The following is a 1,095-nucleotide window of genomic DNA, read 5'->3' on the forward strand; positions in this document are numbered from 1 at the left end:
TCTGGAAGGAGGGGATCGTGCGGGTGCGGCGCCTGAGCGCAGGACGGCATTCACTCGTCGAAGGGAAAGCGTTTGACCAGTGCGCCGAAGTACGCGTCTTCGCGCCGGATCTGTGCCGCGAATTGTTCGGGCGAAGAGAGCACCGGATCGGCCGCTGCTGCCGACATGGCCTGCTGCACCCGGGCGTCCTGTCCGGCTTCTTTCACTGTTCGGGCAATCGCCTGGGCCACGTTGGCCGGCGTGGCGCGCGGTGCGAACAGGCCGTACCAGGTGACCGATCGGAAATCGCCGAAGCCGGCTTCGGCGCTCGTGGGTACGTCGGGCAACGCCCGGGGCCTGGTTTCACCTTCCGTCACGAGTACGCGCAGCGTTCCTGCCTTGTGATGCGGCAGGGCCGCCGTGAGGCCGGTGAAAGCCATCGTGACGTTGTCCCCGATCAGGTCGGACACGATGGGTGCAGTACCCCGGTAGCTGGCCACCACGAGGTTGTCGATGCCGAAATCGGCGGCGAACTTGCGAGCCGTCAGTTTGGAGATGTTCTCGCCGGAGGCGGCCGAGCACTTCACGCCCGCGGTCTTGCAATATCGAACAAGTTCGGCCAGCGTCTTTGCGGGGACCTTCGCGCCCACGACGATGGCGGCGGGGGAGGCGGCCACGCTGCTCACCGGCGACATCAAGGCCGGCTACGTCGCCACCGTCTCCTACAGGACCAAGCCGCCGATCCTGTTCCGCGACGACGTGTCGAACAACACGCTGCGCACCGCCGGCCTGACCTGGTCGGCCAAGTGGAACGACATCTACAGCACCCGCGTGCAGGTGACCGATTCGCAGTCGGTCTACAAGACGCAGCCTTCGTTCTACCGCACCGAAACCAACCTGCGCGGCTACCTGTTCCAGAACGAATTCCGCTTCGGCCCGCACCTGGTGACGGCCACGCTCGAGCGCCGCGAAGACGCGCTCGTAAATGCGCCCACCACCTCGTCGAAGCTGCTGTCGCGCGACCGTTCGCAGGACGCGATTTCGCTCGGCTACGGCTTCGTGCAGGGCCCGCATTCGCTGCAACTGCACGTGCGCCACGACAGGGACAGCGAGTTC

1 protein-coding gene and 1 pseudogene are annotated in these 1,095 nt (G+C 65.9%); one reads left to right on the forward strand and one right to left on the reverse strand.

Going from position 1 to position 1,095, the window contains the following annotated elements:
* Positions 1 to 50 precede the first annotated feature (50 nt).
* On the reverse strand, positions 51 to 656 hold the full coding sequence (locus ACSFA2_RS25695; RefSeq protein WP_435458154.1) for a Bug family tripartite tricarboxylate transporter substrate binding protein: 606 nt from the start codon (positions 654 to 656) through the stop codon (positions 51 to 53).
* On the opposite strand from ACSFA2_RS25695, the pseudogene ACSFA2_RS25700 reads away from it, so the two are divergent.
* A pseudogene (locus ACSFA2_RS25700) lies at positions 634 to 1,095 on the forward strand (TonB-dependent receptor); the annotation flags it as partial. The gene ACSFA2_RS25695 and the pseudogene ACSFA2_RS25700 overlap by 23 nt on opposite strands.

Source organism: Variovorax cryoconiti (genome assembly GCF_051216395.1).
GTDB lineage: Bacteria > Pseudomonadota > Gammaproteobacteria > Burkholderiales > Burkholderiaceae_C > Variovorax.